Raw genomic sequence first — 14,969 nt, forward strand, 5'->3', positions numbered from 1 at the left:
GAGGAAGACCTTGATTTAGTTTAAGAGAGATATGTATGAACCATACATCTTGGTGACATGTATGGTTCATTTTTTTCCCCGCATGTAAGGTGCTGTAAAACTTCCCACTTCAGGGATCAAAAGGCAGAACAAAAAGTTTAAGCGGGAGATAACGGCACCTAAATGCACGATTCGTTCGCATCAGGTAGGATGTTGACCTGAGGAGGCGTTTCAAGCGATACCTCGCACAGAGAAAAAGTGTTCTTCTTTTTCAAGCACGCCTACGATCCTAGCCTTTGATCTACTATTTCAAAAAGGGATGAAAGAAAACCATCACGGATTGAAGCTTCACTTTATTTAAGTCAAACAAGTTTTATACATTTTCTTGCGCATATATTATCATAAGGTTACATTTTGATTCAACCTCTTCCTAATATTTGGAAGATGGTTGGTCTTTTAAAGGTAATTACAAATTATTAAATAACCAAAACATAACAATATACTATTATTTTGATCATATATTGAAAATTTAGCTCCATCATAAAACCAAATAATAGCAATATACTTAAGTTTTTATAAAAAATTAGCGATAAAACAGCGTTATTTTGTGAGATATTGAACAAGATTGCAAAAGTAAAATGGCGCTTAGTAAGCTAAAATAATACTTAGTTAACGCTTTCAATATAGTTTGTATAATATCCGAAAAAATAACGGAGGTAATGTCTAATGGCTAAAGATGCAAATATTATATTTGGGATTGCTCCTATCGGATGGAGAAATGATGGTATCCCTGAGATAGGAAAAGAAAACACCTACAGACAAATCCTAAGCGAAGCTAAGCTTGCTGATTTTGAAGGAACAGAGATCGGTGGTTGCTATCCAACCGATCCGGAAGAATTAAATAAAGAATTAAAGTTACGAGATATGAGACTAGTTGGTCAATGGTTCTCAGCTTATATTATCCGTGATGGCATTGAAGCGGCTTGCAAAGAGTTTGAAAAACACTGTGCGTTTTTAGAAGCTGTTCATGCAGATATTGCAGTTGTTTCCGAACAAACATACAGTATTCAAGGTACAGAGAAATGCGTTTATACAGAAAAACCGTATTTTACAGATGAAGAATGGAAGCAGCTTGCAGAAGGTTTAAATAAATTCGGTGAAATCGCTTTATCACATAATCTAAAATGTTGTTTCCATCACCATATGGGCACAGGGGTACAAACATTGGAAGAAGTGGATCGCTTAATGGAAATGACAGATCCTAGCAAAGTTTTCTTGCTTTATGATACTGGTCATATCTTTGTATCTGACGGTGATTCAATGGCTTTACTTAAAAAGCATTTTGACCGGATTGAGCATGTACACTTTAAAGATGTTCGAGTAGAAAAACTAAAAGAATGCCGGGAGCAACATAGATCTTTCTTAGGATCCTTCCTACACGGAATGTTTACTGTTCCTGGAGATGGAGACATTGATTTTAAACCTATTTTTGCTTACCTTGTTGAACATGGTTATAAAGGTTGGGTAGTAATTGAAGCTGAGCAAGACCCTAAGATTGCTAATCCATTAGAGTATGCCCAAAAAGGTCGCCAGTATATTGAACAAGAATTGGTTATAAAATAAAAATTTATTTGGAGGAATTTATTATGACATTAAAAGCTGGAATTGTAGGAATTGGATTTATTGGATCGGATCATTTACGCCGTTTGGCTCATGTAATAGCTGGAGTAGAAGTAGTTGCAGTTTGTGATATTGTTCCAGGAAAAGCACAAGCAGCATTAGATGAATTCGGAATCGAAGCAAAAGATTATGCGGATTATCATGATTTAATTGCTGATCCAGAGGTAGAAGTAGTCATTATTACTGCCTCTAATGAAGCACATGCTGATATAGCAGTAGCTGCTTTAGAAGCTAATAAGTATGTATTCTGTGAAAAACCATTAGCGTTAAATGCAGATGATTGTTTACGAGTGATGGAAGCTGAACAAAAAAACGGCAAGAAAATGCTTCAAGTTGGGTTTATGCGCCGCTACGATGCTGGCTATGTCAAATTGAAAGAAATTGTATCTAGCGGAGAAATTGGTGAACCATTAATGCTTCATTGCAGACATTATAATGCAAGCTGTGTTCCTGAATATAAAACAGCACAAGCAATCTATGAAACATTGATTCACGAAATTGATGTACTACATTGGTTGTTAGATGATGATTATGAGGATGTAAAAGTATACTTCCCTCGTAAGTCTAAATATGCAACTAGTGATAATGGAAATTTAAAAGATCCACAAGTCATTGTAATGCAAACCTCTAAAGGTGTTAACATTGTAGTAGAAGTATTTGTTAATGCAAAATATGGATACGATATTCATTGTGATATAACCGGTGAACTTGGAATGGCTGAACTTCCTAGTCCGGCAAGTGTAGCCGTTCGTAAGGATGCAAAATACAGTACAGATATTCTTGTCGATTGGAAAGAACGTTTTATCGAAGCTTATGATGTAGAGTTTCAAGACTTCTTTGATCGCCTGAATAAAGGGGAAGCGCCAGCAGGACCAACATCATGGGACGGTTATCTTGCAGCAATTACATCCGATGCTTGTGTGAAATCTCAAGAATCTGGTAAAACAGAAAAAGTAGAAGGTGCGAAAAAACCTGCATTCTATAATTAATTGGTTGGATAGCAAAAGGTAATAGGTGTTTTTGTAACCTATTACCTTTTGATAGTTAAAAGTGGACGATCAACAGCATTGCTTAAAATGACAGACCGAATTATACCGCATATATACTGTGAAAATTTACACTGAAGTTCATTTCGTACTGTGAAATTTTTATCTTCGTGTAGATGGCAGTCTCCTTGAAAAGTGTTTTACTTTTCAAGGACAAGGAAAGTTGCTTGAATAAGCATTGCACGCAGAAAAAGCGTTCTTCTTTTTCAAGGAGAAAAGCACTCCTTGGATGAAGTTTCACTTTATCCCGCATATAAGGTGCCGTAAGACTACCACTTCAAGATTATAGAGAATACGGAGAAGTCTAAATTGGAGATAACGGTACCTAAATGCCCGAGTGGTTCATCTAGCATTCCTTGGGAAAATCGTTCCATGAAATGAAGTTTTACTTTATCGCTTCAGAAGTTCTGCCGTTTGTACGTCGCTACTTGCACCTATGTTTTTGTTATAAATAGAGAGGAAGTGATTGTTTGATGAAAGGAACAGCGTACTTTTCAGACGTGGACCAGCAATTTAAGAAAGTAACAGTAGATTTCAAACAAAGAGAGACAGACAATAACCAAGTATTAAAGGTCTTTTCAGATAAAACAAGACAAAAAGTTTATGGGTTTGGTAGCTCCTTTACGGAGGCAAGTGGTTCTGTATACAATAAAATGCCTGATTCTCTCAAACAAGCTTTCATAGACATTTGTTTTGGAGAAATTGGAAATAGATACAATTTAGTAAGAATGCCAATTCAAAGCTGTGATTTTTCATTAGGAAATTATGCATATTTAGAAAATGAAGAGGATTTACAACAAAGTAAAGTTAACTTTGACCGGGATAAAGAGAATATTATCCCTGTTGCCAGGGATGCGGTTGCCGCTAATCCGGAAACCATTTTTATGGCATCTCCTTGGAGTCCGCCTGCTTTTATGAAAACGAATAATAGTATGAATGGGGGCGGGTATTTAAAAGAGGAGTATTATGAAGACTGGGCAAATTTAATCAAACTGTATCTGGATATATATAAAGAAAATGGCATTAATGTGCAAAAGCTTTCGGTACAAAATGAGCCTGTAGCAGTTAAACAATGGGATTCTTGTCTTTATACGAATGAACAGGAGGCTTATTTCGCTGTGAAAGTATTGAAGAAAATTCTTTCTGTATCAGGATATGATCATATAGAGCTTTATATTTGGGATCATGATAAAGATGGGTTAATTGAATGGGTCGATCAAACCTTCCGTAACTCCGAGTATCGTAACGCAATTGATGGGATAGCTTTTCACTGGTATACAGGCGATCATTTTGAACAAATTACCTACTTGGCAAATGCCTATCCGGAAAAGGATCTATTGTTTACTGAAGGCTGTGTGCCACTTGAAGGATTTGATCATAATACGCAAGAAAAACACGGGAAAGTATATATTCACGATCTAATTGGAAATTTTAAACATGGAATGAATGCGTTTATTGATTGGAATATTCTCCTCGATATTGATGGCGGACCAAATCATATGGGAAATACTTGTGAAGCACCAATTCAGTATGATGGTGATAATCAAAAACTTCATGTTAATCTTTCTTATTATTACATTGGGCATTTTAGTCGATTTGTTCAAAAAGGTGCTCATGTAATATATTCGTCTACGTATGATCAGTCCATTGAGCAAGTAGCATTTATCAACCCTGAAGGTGAAAAAGTATTAGTAGCCTACAATGCCTCTGATGATTCTAAAGCATTTCGAGTAATAGATAAAGATGTAGAAACGTCTATCGAATTAGTGGCTAAACAAGCAGTAACATTAATATGGGAATAGTAAGGAAGGAGAGATAATGAAATTAGGCTTTAATCAAGCAACCTGTATGAAAAATTCTAATTTGTATAATGATGATTACTGGCGGAAAAATACGGTTATGATTTTATAGAGATTCGTATCGATATGTTAAGAGACTATCTGTAGAAACACTCTATAGCGGATTTGAAAAAATTCTTTACCAAAAGTCATCTTCAGCCCATTGGATACAACTCCATTGAAGACATAAACTTTTATGAAAAAAAATCCTGGCAAGTAATCCATGATGATGTTGCTTTTGCTTGTCAAGTAAGTCAAGAAATTGGTGGAGAATTTATAGTTGTAGTACCTACAATAAAAGATGGAGTTATATGGAATAACGAAGAAGTCTTTGAAAACAGTGTAAAGGTCTTAAACCAAATTGCCGATCAAGTTTCACCTTATGGACTTAAGGTAGCTTTTGAGCCTATTGGAAGTCAAAATTGTTGTGTGCGAAGTTTAGATAAAGCATATGCCATTGTAGAGGCAGTAAACAAAAAAAACGTAGGTTTGGTCATTGATGCGTTTAATCTTTATTTATATGATTAATGGAAAGATATAGATGTATTGGATAAAATACCGCTTGATAAGATCTTTATTTATCATATTGATGATGCGGATGATCTGCCAATAGAGGTGCTTGATCATTGTCATCGTTTATTTCCAGGTAATGGTGTGATTGAATTGGAGAAAATTAGTAAAGCTTTAAAAGATAAGGGATTTGCAGGCATTTGTTCCTTGGAATTGTTTAACCCAGATTATTGGATGCTTTCTCCTGAACATGTATTTCAAATTGGTGCAGAGAAGAGCAGAAAGTATCTTTAAAAGGTGGTGGTTTAAATAAGTCCGTTAAAAAGAGTACGTGAGTTTTTCGATGGTTTGTTAGAGGATCTATTGTTTTTTAAGTACAATTTTTCCGCTTGAAAAGACATGACGTCTCGGACTTTCTAGACGGACTTTACAGATAGTGTACAGTGTACGAATGGTTCATCATTAGTTAAAATGATAGTAAATGACAATGTACCTATAAAAGTGGTGAGGAAATGAAAGTCTATTTCACGGATTTGACGAATGACATAATCAATAACGATCCTTACCTGTTTTTTACCAGTAAGGTGAAAGCTTTAGATGGACAGTATAAACGCTTTATGCACATCCACGATGATTTAGTTGAAGTCATCCTGGTGACAAGTGGTGCTGGTGATTACCTTATTGATGGACGAGTTTATTCGGTAAAAAAAGGTGATTTAATTATATTTAACAGTTTCGTGGCACATGATGAGCATTTGTCTCAAGCTCATGTTGTTGAAACATATTGCTGTGCAATAAAAGGACTGCAAAAAAATAACCTTAGAAAAAATGCATTAATACCTGATAATGCTTCCCCCGTTTTTTCTTTAGGTACTCATTTTGAAGATGTCAATCGATTTATGGGATTGATTCATTCACAGCTTGCTTCTAACTGTAAACATAAGGATATAATCGCACAAAAATTATTCATCATTTTTTTAGAATATTTAGAAACGAACATTTTGAATCATGTAGAAACTTATTCAAGCTACGATAATGAAATTATTTTATACCGAACGAAAGAGTATATAGAACATTATTACTATGAGCCAATAACACTGGAAGATCTGGCTAAAATGGTAAGAGTAAGCCCTTATTATTTAGCACATCAGTTTAAGAAACAATTCCATTGTTCGCCTGTTAAATATTTAATTAAACGCAGAATAGGTGAAGCTCAGACACTGTTACAAAATACAAATATAAAAGTAACGGATATCGCTTATCAGGTTGGATTTAATAGTCAAAGCCATTTCCATACGACCTTTAAAAAGCATGTTGGTGTCACACCTAAGCAGTATAGAAATGAATATAAAAAAAATAATGAAATATAGAAAGACAAGTGAGAAGCACTCGTTTAACCATGTACAAACTGGAGGAGAATATCTGACATGATAGAGAAAACATGCCTCTAAAACAGGGGGATGTCGACGCCTGAACGGCAAGCCCACTTTTAGTCGGCCTTCCTTTAGATTCGAGCCGATGTTGATCTATTGTAGGAGAGGAACGAGGCATACTATAGCTTGATTGCATTAGTTGAATGAAGCTATATCCACAATGTAGAAGATGATATAATTTTTTAGAATGAAAAAACCAGAGGGGAAATCTCTGCTGGTTTTTAACAGTCGTCTGGCTGGTTGCACTCTCTAGTGAAAGTTTCAAATCGTAAAGGCAGTAGTGGTGATATCTTAATGCAAGGGTCCGTAGTGATACGGAATCTAAAGGAAGTGAACGACAAATCCCCTGTCTGAGGAACACAAATTAGGTATCATTGGATGAGTTTGCTCAACAAAAAAAGATCCTTTTTATGGGTGTTTACATATAAATAGAAAAGTGAGGACTAAGACGGCAGAAATATTCTCCTTTAGAAAGGATATGAATTTGCAACTGGTGACTTTGACGGTCAGGGACATTCCAGTATCCTTGGCGCGGGAAGAACACCAATAAATTGGAGGTTGCTATCAACATGCGAATGGAAATTGTAACTGCCTTGTTAGAACAAAAGGGAAAAAATACCTTCAATAGTTTATCCTGAGGTATTTTTACCCTTTTTTCCATCCTAGACGGCTAAATTATACTTTTACTAATCATGATTAAAAAGAGTTGGAAATATTCAAAGAGAGGTAATTAAATTGCTTATCTTGATGGTATTTACACTTTTATATCAAAGTTAGAACTAGCGACCCTGCTGTAGTTTTGTGTCGGGTTTGTTTTCATCTCTGCTCTTGCGGCTTTGTAGGCTTCATAATAAATTGCCGTTGTTTCATTATAAAACTGAGTTTCTGCTCTTGTCTGCCTCTCTGCCCATCCAGCATTAGTGCTATAAGATAATACTTCTTCACCGTTTTTATCATAAATAAACATCGATGACCCAGTTGCACCAACACACATTTGCCCTGTAAAGGGTAATCCGGTAATCTTAAAAAAGAATGGTAAACCATTTGTATATGTTGCATTCATTAACCTAGGTGTCATCAGTGAAATAAGTCTTGAACGGTCAGGAGATACATGTTGTTTCTTATAAGAATTGATATAGGATATATAATCCTTTCCCATGTACACACCTTTCGCTGCACCATCCTGTGCCATTTCCTTAATTTTTCTTACAACGTTATCTGGTAAAGAGCTTGTATTTTTCTTTTCGAAAATGCTTTTATCTGTTTTTGGCGTTTCTGTTTTTGCTTTATAAATGGTATGAGAATTTATACTTGAAAAACGTTCCAAACCAATAGAACGCATAATCATAATATCCCCCCTTTTTATGAAATAGTTACAATTATATTATCGTCTGTTTTGGGGAAAAATAAATATTTAAAGCAAAAAATAAGGAAGAACATTCTTTATCGTTACCTCTTCTGTACTTGAACAGACTATTCCAAAATGTATGAAATGGTCATTTTAGCAGATTTATAAGAAATACTGCCGAAAAAGCGGATATCAAGAATTGGGTCTCCGGTAGGTTGAGAAATATTTGTTCCATAAATGCGTGCGATCCAATTTCCGTTAGCTGATTGTTGCAAAAAATGAGTGGTATCTTTCATTCCACTAGCTTTCCAACCAATATCAGCCATTTTTCCTGATGGGCTGGTTACTTCGATTTTAGAAATAAGAATTGTGCCCATCATATTTTTATTATTATTATTTATGATGCCTCTTCCAGGGTCAATTTCAATAGAACGAACCACTGCATTAGATGGAAGCGAATATCTAAAAGTTACAGGTACACTCCATCCACTTCGTCCGGGGTCCAGCGCTAGCCCTAAACTTTTATTTGCGGTTACTGTTTTACTGCTCTCGAAAGCATACGGCATTGCTTGAAGTTGCATATCAACTGTCTGTGTGTAGACGCTTTCACCAGCGGTATTCACAGATACTTGCGGTTTTGCCGCAAATGCAGGAGTAGCAAATATGATACTACTCATTAACAGGGCAAGTAACATAACTCCTAAACGTGTTTGCGTTTTCATCATTCTTACCTCCATAAAATAATTTATTTTTGATACTATGTATCTTTATTAATACATATAACTTTAATTCTGTCAAATATTTCTAGTTAACTCAAAAATTGTAAAACACAATACCTTTTCTCATAAGTTTATTGAAAAATAATTATTCTTTTGTGCGTTCTGAGCGGAAGCAAAGGTTTGCTGAAGCGAATGGCTGTACAAAAGAATTAATATTTCCCCAGAACAGGTCACATGACCTAGGAAATTTAACTTTCAGCATCCATTAGAGGAAATCTCAATTCTTCATTTCTTACAATAGATGATTCTTGGATTAATAAGTTAAAAGCAATGAATTTACTAAAAATCTACAATCATTTTTACGTCCCTAATAGAAAACGGATGAAGAAATTAGTACCAAATTAATTGAAGAAGCATTGGAAAAGACAGGATGACTTGCGGGAAATGTAGGTCACCTTTCGTGTGTCCAAATAAATTATGTGGTAGTACTTCATACAATTCGATTATTGAAGTCGGATATTGTTAAGGTATTGATTCAACGAGAACTAAAGAAATATGGCTGTGATATTAAAAGCATTGAACAACCATTTTACAGTATTCATAAAAAAGCAAACAGAGAAATCGGGCGATTATTTTACAACCTAGCACTCCAACAAGTACTAGCAGCAAAAGGAAATAATAAGGAACCTTGTTTTCATTTACCAACGAAAGCTTAAAGAAGGCAAAACAAAAGGACAGACATTGGTTTGTATTATTAGGAGGTTTACGAACATTATATATGGCATGATGAAGCACAATCAGCCTACAAATTTTCGGAAGCAGATGAGAAAGAAATAGTTTATACGGTTATAAATGAATGATTTTTTTATCCCGTGTGTAAGGTGCCGTAAGACTCCCCACTTCAAGAGCCTAAGTTGGTACAAAAGGGTCTAAGTGGGAGAAAACGGCACCTAAATACCCGATTCGTTCAAGAGCCTTTAGGTCATACTCTTGTGGTACTAACATTCAATAGGAGATGGAAGAAAACTCCTACTGAATGAAGTTTCACTTTATTTTTTGCTTTTAAGATTACAACATAGGGTACGGATATTCTGAAATGGATGGTGTAATTAAAAATGATTATGATTTGATTAATAGATCCATTGTTCCTAAAGGTTATGAAAGTGTTAGGTTTTGAAAGTTGTAATTAAAAATGGTGAAGCCAGAATTGAGGGTTGACATGATTATGACAATGCCTGTATTAAGTCATTTCACAGCGTAATTAAGAAAGAACTTATCTTCCATGAAAGTTAGCCTGTAAAAGCGAAAATGAATATATTTGATTATATCGAAACATTACAAAAGAATTCATTCTACGATAGGATGCCTATCGCTTGAAAAGCAACATAAGCAGACTCAAACTTCCTCCCTAAGGAGGGGGAATATTTAATCTGTAGCTCTCTTGGGCCTCCCCATTTTTAAAGTTTATTTGTGGTGCTTTTAACACAGCACGGGTTTAGGAGGTATAGGGGGCGAAAACAGGGGGCATTTACCCTTGATGGCTTCCAAAGGAGTGCTATCCTCCTGAAAACGACAAAACAAAACAGAGAAGTAATTTTATAAAAATACATATTCTTTTTGTCCAACTTCTTGACATAGATCCAAGGAGCTTGCTCAAGTGCAATTAGCGTAGCAGAGACGGCAAAAGAAAATGGGTTAAATCCGTTCAACGACCTTATTTATCTGTTTGAAATGCTTCCCAATATGAAAACGACAGATGAAACAAATATAGTTCTATTGCTTCCTTGATCACCAACTCTTTCTGATGAATGCCGTGTACTAAATCAATCTGAATAAAAGGATACATAAAGTCCACTTCTTATGACAGTGAGGGCTGTTTTACGCTTGCATTTCTAATCTAGGATACATTCCAATATTCGAACTACGCAGCCAGACCCTTCTTCATTCCTTTATTTCTTTTTTAATTAATATAAATTAGGTTCAACGTGTAAGTTTGTAAGCGAAAATCATTCCACCATAACCTTCAAGAATTCATTTAACTTCACCCTGGCTTCGTGGCTCAACTTTTTAACTGTGTCAATTAATTGCAAAAGATCTTGCGGCATTTCTTCAAACTCCGCAGAGAAAAATGTGGACAAATTTGTTTCAAGTGCATGAAGTATTCTTTCAAGCATGTCTACATTAGGGATAGCATTTCCATTTTCAAAACGACTAATATACGACTGAGAAACATTTACCATGTCTGCAAGTTGCTGGGTAGAATAATTTTTGGCTTTTCTTAACTTCCTTAACTTGTTTCCAACTACATTACTATTTTCCATAAGATACTCCCTTTAAATATAGAAATATACTCTTTACTACTAGTTTAGCTGGATTTTATAAGGGAGAAAGCATTATCTAATTTTTAGAACAAATAGTAATAAAAATATTGATAAGCAGAACTTAGATGAATAAACTACAAATTAGTATATCCTTTTAGATAGTTAGTAGTCTTAGAGTATTACGTGTTAAATGTCATGATCTATATTAATGTAAAACTATGAATAAGATAAAAAAGGAGATCTTCATCAGATGGAAAAAAACGGTAACCGCTGCCATTATAATTATATTTATCACCCGAGTAAAAAAACGATGTCGAAAAACATTTTGTAAATAGGGAATCATCTGTTATGGTATTTTTTTGTTATTGTGGGGTCGGATGAGCAGTTATTTAAAGAGATGGTTTAACCTCGAAAAAACTGAATATAAAAAGTATTGGCTTTTTCGGTCAAATTAATGTATTATGTATACATAATACAGAACACAAAAAAGGTTGTGAGATAAATGAAACCGATACCAAAAAGAAAAACTGCGAAAGAAAGTGTTTATGATGAGTTAAAAGAGGCTATTTTAGGCGGAAAAATAAAAAGTGATGAAATTTTAACTGAAACAATGCTTTCTGAAATGCTCAAGATTTCAAGAACTCCTATTAGAGAGGCGGTTGCAGACCTTACCAATGAAGGATTACTAGTTCATATACCAAGAAAAGGATTTCATGTCCCCAAAATATCTATTTCTGAAATCGAACAGATTACTTTTTTAAGAGTTTCTATTGAATGTGAGGGGCTTCTTAAACTAGTCCCAGTAATTACAGAGCGACATATTTTACAATTAAAGTCGATTATTGCAGAACAAGAAGAAGCTATGGAACAAAATAATAGAATTAAATACATTGAACTTGATCAGGACTTTCATAGGCAAATTTTAAAATTTTCAAATCAAAATTTATTAGAAGAAGTGCTGCTTAGAGTATATAATCTCACGAGACTAATAGGTCATAACGCGTTGATGAAAGATGGGAGAATGGCAGAGGTGCTTGATGAGCATCGAGGAATAATACAAGCATTGGAAGAAAAAGACGATAAAATCGCAATAAAATTAATGAAAGCACATTTAGAAATGACTACAGATATTGTAAAAAAAATTAATTAAGGTGGGGGAAAAAATGGGAGCTTCGTTAGTTTTTACTAGTAATATCGAAGTTGATGGAAAAAATAAAGAATTCCATATTAAAAAAGCCTTTTGTATAGGATATTCTGGGCGTGATAAAGAAAAAACCTTAGCTCATATTAGAGAATTGGCTAGAATTGGCGTCCCGGAGCCTACAGAAATACCAACGTTATATCCGGTCAGTGTCAGTACATTAACTCAAAAAAATATAATAGAAGTTATAGGGGAAGAAACTAGTGGCGAAGCGGAAATAGTAATTATTTTTGGCAATACTTCTGAGGAAGTTTATGTAACTGTTGGAAGTGATCATACGGATCGATCATTAGAGACAAATAATATTAATAAATCAAAGCAAGTTTGCAGCAAACCATTTGCCAATAAAGCCTGGTGTGTTCGAAAAATAAAAACATATTGGGATAAATTAATATTATCTTCCAGCGTTTTCATAGATGAAAAATGGCAAAAATATCAATTTGATAGTGTTTCATCGATTATTCGTTTAAAGGAAATAGAAGATTTTTTAATTAAAAAATATATACATCTGGAAAACACCATTGTCTTTTGCGGTACTGTTCCATTAGTAGACGGCTTTAAATATGGAGAAAAATTTAGAATGGAGCTCATTGATCCGGTTAACAAGGATACAATTCGTGCAGAATACTGCATAAAAAATTTATCCCGCATGTAAGGTGCCGTAAGCCTCCCCCTTCAAGACCTGAATTGATACAAAAGGGTCTAAGTGGAAGAAAACGGCACCTAAATGCCCGATTCGTTCAACTAACATTCCGTGTAAAAAGCATTCCACGGAATGAAGTTTCACTTTATCCCGCATGTAACTGACAGTAAGACCTGTCCTTCCATGCTACGAGGTGAACGGATAAGTGGAGGGGCCAACTGCGAGTCAAATACCTGATTCTGTTCATTCTAACAATCAGTGGAGGACAAAAGAAAACCCTCACTGGTTGATATGATCTCTTTATAGTAGACAGGAAAGAAAGCATTGTAAGTGTAAGACTGCTAATTTACTTATCAAATAAAGGATACTGCCTTTTTAGAAAGCAATTACAATAAATTGATATAGGAGGTAATTAAAATTAAATATTCTATATTTCAAATGGATATAGTACCTGGGGACCCTCAAAAAAATCGAAAATTAGTTAAAAAGTGGGCTGAGGAGGAGGTGACTAAAAACAGTTCAGATATTCTGGTTTTACCTGAAATGTGGACAACTGCATATACATTAAGTTCCTTAAATGAAATAGCAGATAGAGATGGGGAACCAACGAAATGTTTTTTGAAGAAGTTGGCAAAAACATTAAATGTCAACATCATTGGTGGATCCATTGCTAATAAAGTTAACGGAAATTTATACAATACTGCTCTAGTATATGATAGATCAGGAAATCTAGTATATGAATATAACAAGGTTCACTTAGTTCCTATGCTAGATGAACATCATTACTTGACAGGCGGAAAAAATCCACCTGAAATATTTCATTTAGAAGGAATTAAAATGGGATTAGTGATTTGCTTCGATTTGCGTTTCCCTGAAATGATTCGCAGTTTAGCTTTAGAAGGTGCTCAGATTCTACACATTGTTGCTGAGTGGCCTTGTCCTAGAATCGATCATTGGAAATATCTTCAAATAGCAAGAGCAATAGAAAATCAAATGTATATAGTCTCTTCAAATAGAGTAGGTGAATATAACAGTGTAAAATTTTGTGGAACCTCCATGATTATTGATCCATGGGGAGAAATTATGAAGGAAGGTAGTAAAACAAACGAAGAATCAATATTTGCTGAATTAGATTTATTAAAAGTGAAAGAAGTAAGAAAAAAGGTTCCAATATTTAGTTGTCGAGTACCACATTTATATAAATAACACCGGCAAAGGAGAGAATGGGATGATAAGAAGATTAATACTATTTGGCATTGCTATGGTTTGGTTTACTTTTTTATATGCATGTGGATCAGATTCAGCTGAAAGTAAAGATAGTGAACGAAAAACTACTACATTAAAATTAGCTCATTCAGGATCTGAATCTCATCAATATCATATCGCAGCAGAAAAGTTCAAAGAATTGGTAGAAGAAAAAAGTAAATCGTTAAAAATTGAGATCCACCCTAATTCAACTCTTGGAAGTGAAGGCGAAGTAATTGAACAAGTTATTAGTGGATCAGTAGATATGACCACTGTAGCAGCTGATAGTGCTTTGGCTAACACTGTTCCTGAGATGAATCTGTTTGGAATTCCTTATGTTTTTAAAGACGAAAAACATGTTTATAAAGTGCTGGATGGGGAAATAGGAGCTGATTTATTAAAACTAACAGAGGATAAAAATATGAAAGGTCTTGGATTTTGGGAAGTTGGCTTTCGTCACATAACAAATGATGAGACAGAGATTAAAAAACCTGAAGATGTTAAGGGACTTAAAATCCGTGTTCAACCTGCACCTGTATGGGAAAATCATATGAAGACTTTAGGCGCTAACCCCACTCCAGTTGATTTTAGTGAACTGTTTTCTGCCTTAGATCAAGGGGTTATAAATGGACAGGAAAACCCTTTAGCTACCATTGATTCTATGAAGTTCTATGAAGTCCAAAAGCATTTAGCTCTAACTGCTCATACATATACACCAGCTGTTGTATTAATGAGTTTGGAAAAGTGGGATCGTTTAAGTGAAGAGGAACAATCTGTGATTAAGCAAGCGGTAGATGAAACAGCCACTTACCAAAGAGAATACCTGGCTGATAAAGAAGAAGAGATAAAAAGTAAATTAAAAGAAAATGGTGTAACGATAACAGAACCTGATCGAGAACTGTTTAGGGAAGTAACGATAAAAGTCAAGGATGAAGTTGCAGACGATACACAAAAAGAGCTGATTAATAGAATAGATAAGGAAAAGTAATAATTTAGGGTCCCATAA

Annotated in this window: 11 protein-coding genes and 6 pseudogenes; 14 read left to right on the top strand and 3 right to left on the bottom strand. The window is 34.7% G+C overall.

What is annotated here, in order from left to right; all coding sequences use genetic code 11:
* Positions 1-705: 705 nt before the first annotated feature.
* From iolE to KQI21_RS07970, 5 genes and pseudogenes are all read left to right on the top strand, one after another.
* Positions 706-1,602, top strand: a complete 897-nt coding sequence (iolE, locus tag KQI21_RS07950; protein ID WP_216483678.1) for a myo-inosose-2 dehydratase — start codon at positions 706-708, stop codon at positions 1,600-1,602.
* A 23-nt stretch (positions 1,603-1,625) separates the two neighbouring features.
* Positions 1,626-2,648 (top strand): Gfo/Idh/MocA family protein, encoded by a 1,023-nt coding sequence (locus KQI21_RS07955; protein ID WP_216483679.1) that lies wholly within the window; start codon positions 1,626-1,628, stop codon positions 2,646-2,648.
* 530 nt (positions 2,649-3,178) lie between these two features.
* Positions 3,179-4,507, top strand: a complete 1,329-nt coding sequence (locus KQI21_RS07960) for a glycoside hydrolase family 30 protein (RefSeq protein WP_253291411.1) — start codon at positions 3,179-3,181, stop codon at positions 4,505-4,507.
* A 153-nt stretch (positions 4,508-4,660) separates the two neighbouring features.
* Positions 4,661-5,347, top strand: a pseudogene (locus KQI21_RS07965) (sugar phosphate isomerase/epimerase family protein).
* 218 nt (positions 5,348-5,565) lie between these two features.
* Positions 5,566-6,423, top strand: a complete 858-nt coding sequence (locus tag KQI21_RS07970) for an AraC family transcriptional regulator (protein WP_216483681.1) — start codon at positions 5,566-5,568, stop codon at positions 6,421-6,423.
* 817 nt (positions 6,424-7,240) lie between these two features.
* On the opposite strand, the gene KQI21_RS07975 is transcribed toward KQI21_RS07970, so the two are convergent.
* Positions 7,241-7,834: a hypothetical protein gene (locus tag KQI21_RS07975; protein ID WP_216483682.1), complete on the bottom strand. Its 594-nt coding sequence runs from the start codon at positions 7,832-7,834 to the stop codon at positions 7,241-7,243.
* Between the two features lie 125 nt (positions 7,835-7,959).
* Positions 7,960-8,556 carry a hypothetical protein gene (locus tag KQI21_RS07980; protein WP_216483683.1) on the bottom strand — a complete coding sequence of 199 codons (597 nt, stop codon included), beginning with the start codon at positions 8,554-8,556 and terminating at the stop codon, positions 7,960-7,962.
* A gap of 461 nt (positions 8,557-9,017) precedes the next feature.
* On the opposite strand from KQI21_RS07980, the pseudogene KQI21_RS07985 reads away from it, so the two are divergent.
* The 5 pseudogenes from KQI21_RS07985 to KQI21_RS16110 all read left to right on the top strand — a co-directional run.
* A pseudogene (locus tag KQI21_RS07985) lies at positions 9,018-9,161 on the top strand (recombinase family protein); the annotation flags it as partial.
* A pseudogene (locus KQI21_RS16520) lies at positions 9,156-9,413 on the top strand (IS110 family RNA-guided transposase); the annotation flags it as partial. The pseudogenes KQI21_RS07985 and KQI21_RS16520, both read left to right, overlap by 6 nt.
* Before the next feature lie 236 nt (positions 9,414-9,649).
* A pseudogene (locus tag KQI21_RS16525) lies at positions 9,650-9,721 on the top strand (HNH endonuclease); the annotation flags it as partial.
* 56 nt (positions 9,722-9,777) lie between these two features.
* Positions 9,778-9,982: pseudogene (locus tag KQI21_RS17055) on the top strand (IS3 family transposase); the annotation flags it as partial.
* A 212-nt stretch (positions 9,983-10,194) separates the two neighbouring features.
* A pseudogene (locus KQI21_RS16110) lies at positions 10,195-10,341 on the top strand (transposase domain-containing protein); the annotation flags it as partial.
* Positions 10,342-10,559: 218 nt separating this feature from the next.
* Here KQI21_RS16110 and KQI21_RS07990 read toward each other — a convergent pair.
* On the bottom strand, positions 10,560-10,874 hold the full coding sequence (locus KQI21_RS07990) for a helix-turn-helix domain-containing protein (RefSeq protein ID WP_216483684.1): 315 nt from the start codon (positions 10,872-10,874) through the stop codon (positions 10,560-10,562).
* A gap of 502 nt (positions 10,875-11,376) precedes the next feature.
* Between KQI21_RS07990 and KQI21_RS07995 the strand changes: the two genes are divergently transcribed.
* The 4 genes from KQI21_RS07995 to KQI21_RS08010 all read left to right on the top strand — a co-directional run bounded on the left by KQI21_RS07995 (position 11,377) and on the right by KQI21_RS08010 (position 14,951).
* Entirely contained in the window at positions 11,377-12,024 is a 648-nt protein-coding gene (locus tag KQI21_RS07995; RefSeq protein WP_216483685.1) for a GntR family transcriptional regulator, read from the top strand.
* A gap of 13 nt (positions 12,025-12,037) precedes the next feature.
* Positions 12,038-12,730, top strand: a complete 693-nt coding sequence (locus tag KQI21_RS08000; protein ID WP_216483686.1) for a DUF2848 family protein — start codon at positions 12,038-12,040, stop codon at positions 12,728-12,730.
* Between the two features lie 426 nt (positions 12,731-13,156).
* Positions 13,157-13,924, top strand: a complete 768-nt coding sequence (locus tag KQI21_RS08005; protein ID WP_253291361.1) for a carbon-nitrogen family hydrolase — start codon at positions 13,157-13,159, stop codon at positions 13,922-13,924.
* A 22-nt stretch (positions 13,925-13,946) separates the two neighbouring features.
* On the top strand, positions 13,947-14,951 hold the full coding sequence (locus tag KQI21_RS08010; RefSeq protein ID WP_253291362.1) for a TRAP transporter substrate-binding protein: 1,005 nt from the start codon (positions 13,947-13,949) through the stop codon (positions 14,949-14,951).
* The last annotated feature ends 18 nt before the right edge of the window (positions 14,952-14,969 follow it).

Origin of the sequence: Virgibacillus proomii (assembly GCF_018916875.1) — a bacterium.
GTDB lineage: Bacteria > Bacillota > Bacilli > Bacillales > Amphibacillaceae > Virgibacillus > Virgibacillus proomii_B.